This is a genomic window from uncultured Thomasclavelia sp. (assembly GCF_944324745.1).
Taxonomy (GTDB): Bacteria; Bacillota_I; Bacilli_A; order Erysipelotrichales; family Coprobacillaceae; genus Thomasclavelia.
In genome coordinates, this window is sequence record NZ_CALUXO010000095.1 from 1 (window position 1) to 7,679 (window position 7,679).

A 7,679-nucleotide genomic window follows, 5' to 3' on the forward strand; every position below is an offset into this window, starting at 1 on the left:
ATATATTCCTCCAATGGATCATCCTTGGAGAAATAGCAATTTTCTTGGTTTCTTATCAAAACAGAAGCATCGTTCTAACGGTGCTAATGTTTAACTTTTTTTAGGACATTTTCAATTTCGCTTGACATAATTAATTCAATTCAATTATTCAGACTTTTCATTTAGCGATTGAACACATAAAATCATATTACCTAATAACATATATTCTTTTAAATCATCAACTTTGACTATTTCAAGATCGGGAATATAACAAGCTGGAAAATATTTTTTTAGCTCATTAATAATTTCATTAGAATTTAATAATAGTGGACAAGTTAAAACAAAGGCTTCAGGACCATTAATACAATTTATCGCTACAATGGTCTTTGTGACTAATTCCAAGGCTCCCTCTGGGGTTTGGCTCAACAGCTACAGTTTATCACTTAAACTAAGTGGTAAGTATTTTACTTCACCAGCCAGATTTTTTCTTCCTTTCATTAATTGACCATTAAAAATAATCCCCACGCCACCAGCAAAACCTTGGGGCTGAAATAAATAAGTTAATGATTGGTATTTACCCTGAGAGGCATAATAGCCAACAGCAATACTATTAACATCATTATCTACAAAGATCTTTTGATGATAAGATTTTGGTAAATTTTTATACAAATCAAAATTTTCAAATCCCTCCTGTGGCAAAAATACATTGCCTTTATTGATTATTCCAGGCATAGAAATTCCAACCACCGATATATCTAAAAATTTAGTTGTTACCACATTTAAAATATCATAAATATCATCCACATAAATCACATTTTTAATAATTACATCATCCAAAACAATATTATTATTTTCATCATAAACTCGATAAGCTAATTCTACCCGATCACTCGTTCTAATTATGGCAATGCATAAAATCTTAGCATTTGGATGAATCGCCATTTTCAATGACAATGGCTTGGGGGATTTTACTTTTTTAGCTCGAGCTTTTTTCTTTTGATTATAAATAATATTATAAATCTTTCCAGCATCATATTTAGCAAATACTTGAGAAGGAATCGTCAAAACAATTTTATCATTCAATATTTCTTGTACTTTAGGCTGTAAAAAAGAGATTTGTGGTGCTAACATAATAATATCGTATTGTTTACCAACATTAAACAACTCGGTATACGATATAGCAGCAAATTCATAATCCATATATAATAACTTAGCTCCCATATTTAACTTTTCAGCAAAAAAACTTGTCGTTAACCCACCAGAACAACTAAGTAAAATTCTTGTTATTGGCTTTTTAACTAATTTTTTGATACTATCAAGCATTTCATAAAATAAATCAACCGCATGTTTCATGGTTTTCATTTGAAAATGTAAATAAAACTCTATTTCATTGTTAACAGTATTTGTCACTATGAATTCAATAATACTCAACGGATTAAAAGTAATTTCACTATGACAATAATTAGTTTCAATAATAATAACATTCTTATTATTTTGACTTAAATATAAATGATAATCTTCACTTGTTTGATTCAATATCCAACGTTTAAAAATCATCACATTTATTTCTCTTAAAAACTCATCCATCTTGACCCCACCATTTTAAAATAACTTAGTACTATTATTTTAACACAATTTACCATAAAATTATCTTAATTGTTGCAACTTCAATTTGTCTAATAAATCTAAAGTGGCTATAATATAATATATTAAAGGAGTTATAACGATGAAAAAAACTAACAAAATATTACTTTTTATTATTAGTCTTTTATTAACATTATCGATCAGTGGTTGTCAAAAGCAAACAACTGCCAATCCCGATATGCAAGCAAAATTCGATCAATTTATTGAACAAGAATTTATCGATACCATGGAAAGTGATTATACTACACTACATTGTTTTATTGAAAATCCTGAAGATTTCAATATCGATATGAACAATGTTGAAATCAGTTTTGGCAGTGGTTATGATCAAGAAGCTCTAGCTCAAGCTAAAGAGATTACTGAAAAAACAGCTGCTAAGTTCAATCAATTTGATCGCGATGCCTTAACAACTTCGCAACAAGAAACTTATGACATTTATCAATCTTCATTAAATTTAGCCTTAAAATTAAATGATGATAAATATGATTATCTAGCCCCAGTATTTGAAACAGCAACTGGTGACTATTGTCAAATTCCAACTTTATTAACTGATTGGACTTTAAGAAATGAACAAGATGTTCAAGATCTAATTACATTAGTAGATGATACTGACCGCTATTTTCAAAGTCAACTTGACTACGTAAATAAACAAGCTGAAAATCAGACTTTATCAATTAATGTTGATGAAGTAATCAACTATTGTAATAGTATTATTGATAATCACGACTCAAGTTCTATTTTAGAAAGCTTAAACAATAAAATTGATGCTTTAGATATTGATTCTGCAAGTAAGGATAGCTATAAACAACAATTAGAAACCGTTTATCAAGAATCTTTTATAACTGCCTATCAAAATATTATTGATACTTTAGAGCAACTTGATTCTAATCAAATCAATCAAGGTGGCTTAAGTAATTTAGAATATGGTAAAGAGTATTATCAGCTATTATTACAAAATGCTACTGGTAGTGATAAAACAGTGACTGAAATTCAAAGTAAAATTGAAGATGCCATGAATGATTGTTTAACTCAAATGCAAAAAATATTAGTTTCTAATCCTAGTAGTCAAATAGCTGCCCAAAATAATTTTAGTACCATTAAAACTAACTATACCAGCTACGAAGATATTATTGATGATCTAGCATCTGAAATTAAAAATGATTTTCCGGATATCGGAACTATTAACTATCAGGTAGCCGCCATCGATCCAGCTCTAGCTAACGATAGTATTGCTGCTTATTATAATTTGCCAGCTTTAGACAGTACTATACCAAACCAGATTCGCGTTAATACCAATAATAACGAAATTGATATCCAGGATGTTAATACTTTTCAAACAATTGCCCATGAAGGAATTCCCGGACATATGTACCAGACAAATTACAGTTATCAAAATCTCGATAACAATTATCGTAAAATTTTAGCTTCTAATTCTGCTTTTCAAGAAGGTTGGGCTGTTTATGTTCAATATTATTGTAATAAATACTTGAGTCAGCAAATAAATTCAGATATTTTAGAATTGATGAAATATAATAATATCTACTCTTATTATGCTATGATCTTAGCAGATATTGGGATTCATTATGAAGGCTGGGATCTTGATGAGTTTAATGATAATTTAACTGAGCTGGGCTTTGCCCTCAGTGACCAAGATGGTTTAAAGCAGCAATATAACCAGCTTCGGGATAATCCAACTATTTTTGTTCCTTACTATTATGGTTATTTAGAATTTTCGAATTTAAAAGAAAAAGCTCAAGCAGCTCTCAAAGATAATTTTAATGATCAAGAATTCCATCAAGCCTTACTTGAAAGCGGCAGTGTTCCTTTCAGCATTGTGGAACAACATGTTGATCAATATATTGAAGCTAATCAATAAACAAAAAGATTCGTTTAAACGCGAATCTTTTATTCTTTCTCTAAACATTTTTTTATAAACGAATCATATAAATCAATTGCTTCAACGCTCCAAAAAGCCGCACCACCATGATCACTACCACGAACCAAATATAAATAAGCTTCTTTTTGAGCAGCGATTAAAGCCTGGTACAAATCAACACTCTGTTGACAAAAAACCGTTTTATCTTTAGTCCCATGTAAAATCAGCATTGGTGGAAAATCTAGATTAACATAATTTTTCACTACCGCTTCTTGGGCGGTCTCCATATTTTCACGAATATTATAACCCATCAACATCCCTTCAGGACTATCAGGTAATTGATGATTGATAGTAGTTGGATAACCATCTTCTAAAGTAACATCAACAGCACCATATAAATCAATAATTCCGGATACATGACAATTTTGATTATTAATTGGCTGATCAAATTTATCAGTTTTAGCTGTCATTCCAATCATAGCACTAGTATGACCACCTGAAGAATCCCCCATGATGATTACTTTTTTACTATCGATATGATATTCTTGGCAATGACATTTTAAGTAACGAATAGCATTTTTACCATCGATAATTTGTGCGGGGAAATGAGCAATTTCACTATGTCGATATTCTACAATGGCACAAAGATAGCCTTTTTTAGCCAAAGCCCCTAAATTAGCAACATTTCGATAAACGTTTTGCTTCTTCCAGGCCGAACCTTGAATAAATACAATCGCCGGAAACTTTTTATCAGGCTGATTAAATACACTAGGCTTTAAAATCTGCAGATGTAAATCAAATCCATCTTTATGGTCATAAACGACATCAGGCAGATACTCAACTCCAATTTCTTCACCAGTCATAATTAATTCTTTAGCACCAGCTACTTCCTCATTATATTCTGGCATTGTCTCATAAGTATAATCTTTAACTTCTATTTTCATACAACCAACTCCTTTTATTCATTATTTAATAAATGTTCAATACACTCATCCAAATGACTAACTATATGTTTGGCAATTTCCTGAACTTCGATAGGACTATAATCAAAAGTATAACTATTATCTAAATACTCTAACATTGAAACGTCATTGTATGAATCACCAATACAAGCTAAATCTTTCTTTTCTAATTGATAATAATTAGCAATTGCTTCAATGCCATTTTTTTTAGAACAGTTTTTGGCAGCCACATCGATTGCCGTAATATTTTGATAGACTTCAATATCGTCAAATTGATTAAGAAATTCTTTTACTTGTAATACTTCTTGATCGTTATGTAATAAAAGCGAAAAACTTAAGATTGTCTGTTCCTGTAATTGTTCCACAGTCTGTAAATTTTTGATTAAATCATTATCAAATTGTTTTTTACTGTTAACCATATATAACTGATCAACAGTGGCAATTAACATCATCAAATCTGGATAATGCTCAATCACCTGTTTTACTGTCTGAAATTCAATCCTATGTTTACAAATGACCTTGAAATCATGATTCAAAACAATAGCTCCGCTATTAACAATATAAAAGTCAAATGAAAAAGAATCCAAAGCAAAATCAGTAACTCCAATTAATGGTCTACCAGTACAAACCCCAAATTTGTTCCCTAATGCCTGAAACTTTTGGATCGCTTTTATATCATCTTGTCGATATTTTTCTGGAGTATTTTCAAAAAACAACGTTCCATCAAAATCACTCGCTAATAACTTCACAATTCTGTTCCTTTCATTATCCTTTTAATCCTCGAGATTGGCGCTCCATATCTTCGATAACAATATCATAGATTTCTCCTAAAGAAGCACAATATTCCAAGACTTTCCATGGTTCATTAGTGTGAAAATGAATTTTGATCAACTCATCATCGCCAACTGCCAATAAGCAATCACCCTTAAAATTATTAGTAAAATAGTCAGTAACTGCATCTTCATCTAAATTTGTTCCCTCAATCAACAATTGAGTATCATAACGAAATTCCAGCATAACATACCTCCTTTAGCACCAATTATATCACATTTCTAACAGCCTGATAATTTCGTCTTGATTTAAATATCGATATTGTCCTTCTTTTAAATCACTATCCAATTGAAGATTAGCAAAAGCAACCCGTTTTAAGCCAATAACAAGATTATCAACACTATGAAACATTTTTTTAATTTGATGATATTTCCCCTCACTAATCGTCAAATAACAGTGATGAGGATCGATTATTTCTAATTTGGCACTTTGACATTTAATTCTTTGATCAATAATAATTCCCGCTTTAAACTCAGCAACTAGACTATCTTGCATTGGCTCTTTAGTAGTAACAAAGTACTTTTTAGTTACATGATTTTGTGGTAATAATAATCTTTTAGATAAATTGCGATCATCAGTCATCAACAATAAACCGGTCGTATCAAGATCTAACCGTCCCAAACAATAACAATCTCTTTGTTCAATCAAATCCATCACACAAGGATATGTAGAATCTCTATTAGCACACACATATCCTGCCGGCTTATTAAGCATAATATAAGTAAAAGGCTGAGAACTAAGACTTTGATTATCATAACTAATTTGATCACTTAATTTTACTTGATATTTATCATCAGTAATTATTTGACCATTTACTTTGATACTACCTTTTTTGATCAATTTTTTACAATATGTTGCTTTACCTAAATCGTTTTTCATTAAAACATAATATAAATCTTTCATTATTACACCTGCTTTATTCACATTATAAACCATCAGGCAACATGATTAAATAAAAAACTGGGATCATCAAATCCCTGTCGACGATCTATTTAATGTTTTTTCCACCGGATCAATAACACTGAATTAATAATGACAAAAACAGATCCAGCATTATAAAGCTCCAACCATAGAAATTGTATAACCTGCCCATTCTTTATATTTCACCATTATTTACTAAATGAACCTTGATCTTCCACTTTTCTTTCATCACCGATTCTTCTAGAAATTCAAGGTGTTATAAAATCTTCACCAACAGCAATCGAAACAATTAAGACACCAAATCTAAAACATCAGTCTTAGTATCAAATCAATTACTAAGCTATTAATAGTTTTTAAAATATTAAACAGTCCTAAAATCAACCTAAATTAATCTTCTCTAAATTAATTTTAAACATACTTGTAACTAAAGCAAATACCGAAACAACTAAAAAATAATATCTCTTTTTGCCTCATTACATCCAAATAGCTCCTCTAATCTTTGCATCAAATCACCACCTTACCTATCCTCTTATATACATATATACTAAAATTATATCTATAAGAGGATCTCACTATTACGCAATTATTAATTTAAAACGTCAACTGGCTAAATTTTAAAATTTATTTACTCAAAAACATAAAAAAGACATTAAAATTTGCTATAATGATAAAAAATGGAGGTGAACCTATGGGAAGAAGTTCTGGTGGTGGCAGTCGCAGTAGTGGTGGTTTTGGCGGTGGCCGTTCTTCAGGGGGATTTTCTAACCATTCCCGAAGAACCAGTTCCTCACAATTCAATCATAATACGCATCATAGCTATCATCCTAATTATCACCGGCCTGTTAGACCAATTTTTGTCGGCCCAAGACAAGTTTATCATCCACCAGTTGGTGGTTCTAATAGAGGATACCGTTTTGCTTCTATCTTTGTTTTAATAGCCATTATCTTTTTAAGTATCTTTGCTGTTAGAATATATTATGGCAATAGTTTGCCGATATCATCATCAAATTCTGTTCCTGCCAATACAACTGAGCGTACTCCTTTACAAGGTGTTGTTAATAAAACTGATTGGTATGATGATGAATTAGGATGGATCCGCAGCAGCAATCAATTAATTGAAGGTTTAGAACATTTCTATGATAAAACTGGGGTTCAGCCATATGTAATGATGATTGCTTATAATGAGGATTATTGGAATGGCAGTACTTTTAATTCACAGGCAGCAATTAATTATTTAAATAGTGTTTATGACAACAAGTTTACTGATGAGGGCCATTTCATTTTTGCCTACTTTTCTTGCTTAAATGATAGTGAAAGTGAAATGGATGGTGAGTTTAGATCAATGTCATTAAGTTAAGATGATAAAATTTTAGCCAGGAATTATATGTAAATATATTTTTCCTGGTTTTTAATATTTATTCAAGCTAAAAAAGTGTAGTCTTGAAACTACATTTTTCAAGGTATAT

The 7,679-nt window shown here is 30.6% G+C and carries 8 protein-coding genes; 2 read left to right on the forward strand and 6 right to left on the reverse strand.

The window, feature by feature from the left end:
- Nucleotides 1–144 precede the first annotated feature (144 nt).
- Complete coding sequence (locus Q0K54_RS13480; RefSeq protein ID WP_294582007.1) at nt 145–381, reverse strand: hypothetical protein; 237 nt, start codon at nt 379–381, stop codon at nt 145–147.
- Nucleotides 382–408: 27 nt separating this feature from the next.
- On the reverse strand, nt 409–1,566 hold the full coding sequence (locus Q0K54_RS13485) for an ROK family protein (RefSeq protein WP_294582008.1): 1,158 nt from the start codon (nt 1,564–1,566) through the stop codon (nt 409–411).
- 139 nt (nt 1,567–1,705) lie between these two features.
- On the opposite strand from Q0K54_RS13485, the gene Q0K54_RS13490 reads away from it, so the two are divergent.
- Nucleotides 1,706–3,499, forward strand: a complete 1,794-nt coding sequence (locus Q0K54_RS13490; protein ID WP_294582009.1) for a DUF885 domain-containing protein — start codon at nt 1,706–1,708, stop codon at nt 3,497–3,499.
- Between the two features lie 29 nt (nt 3,500–3,528).
- Here Q0K54_RS13490 and Q0K54_RS13495 read toward each other — a convergent pair whose 3' ends face one another.
- From Q0K54_RS13495 to Q0K54_RS13510, 4 genes are read right to left on the reverse strand one after another with little or no spacing between them, the layout of a single operon-like run.
- Nucleotides 3,529–4,443: an alpha/beta hydrolase gene (locus Q0K54_RS13495; RefSeq protein ID WP_294582011.1), complete on the reverse strand. Its 915-nt coding sequence runs from the start codon at nt 4,441–4,443 to the stop codon at nt 3,529–3,531.
- Between the two features lie 14 nt (nt 4,444–4,457).
- Nucleotides 4,458–5,210, reverse strand: coding sequence for an HAD-IIB family hydrolase (locus Q0K54_RS13500; protein WP_294582013.1), 753 nt, complete (start codon nt 5,208–5,210; stop codon nt 4,458–4,460).
- 16 nt (nt 5,211–5,226) lie between these two features.
- Complete coding sequence (locus Q0K54_RS13505; protein WP_294582014.1) at nt 5,227–5,478, reverse strand: kinase to dihydroxyacetone kinase; 252 nt, start codon at nt 5,476–5,478, stop codon at nt 5,227–5,229.
- A 27-nt stretch (nt 5,479–5,505) separates the two neighbouring features.
- Complete coding sequence (locus Q0K54_RS13510; protein ID WP_294582015.1) at nt 5,506–6,195, reverse strand: RNA pseudouridine synthase; 690 nt, start codon at nt 6,193–6,195, stop codon at nt 5,506–5,508.
- 706 nt (nt 6,196–6,901) lie between these two features.
- On the opposite strand from Q0K54_RS13510, the gene Q0K54_RS13515 reads away from it, so the two are divergent.
- Nucleotides 6,902–7,570: a hypothetical protein gene (locus Q0K54_RS13515; protein WP_294582017.1), complete on the forward strand. Its 669-nt coding sequence runs from the start codon at nt 6,902–6,904 to the stop codon at nt 7,568–7,570.
- The last annotated feature ends 109 nt before the right edge of the window (nt 7,571–7,679 follow it).

What these genes read in the sequence shown, in the direction of transcription:
- Q0K54_RS13485 (WP_294582008.1), bottom strand. Translation starts at nt 1,566, where the DNA reads ATGGATGAGTTTTTAAGAGAAATAAATGTGATGATTTTTAAACGTTGG.
- Q0K54_RS13490 (WP_294582009.1), top strand. Translation starts at nt 1,706, where the DNA reads ATGAAAAAAACTAACAAAATATTACTTTTTATTATTAGTCTTTTATTA.
- Q0K54_RS13495 (WP_294582011.1), bottom strand. Translation starts at nt 4,443, where the DNA reads ATGAAAATAGAAGTTAAAGATTATACTTATGAGACAATGCCAGAATAT.
- Q0K54_RS13505 (WP_294582014.1), bottom strand. Translation starts at nt 5,478, where the DNA reads ATGCTGGAATTTCGTTATGATACTCAATTGTTGATTGAGGGAACAAAT.
- Q0K54_RS13510 (WP_294582015.1), bottom strand. Translation starts at nt 6,195, where the DNA reads ATGAAAGATTTATATTATGTTTTAATGAAAAACGATTTAGGTAAAGCA.
- Q0K54_RS13515 (WP_294582017.1), top strand. Translation starts at nt 6,902, where the DNA reads ATGGGAAGAAGTTCTGGTGGTGGCAGTCGCAGTAGTGGTGGTTTTGGC.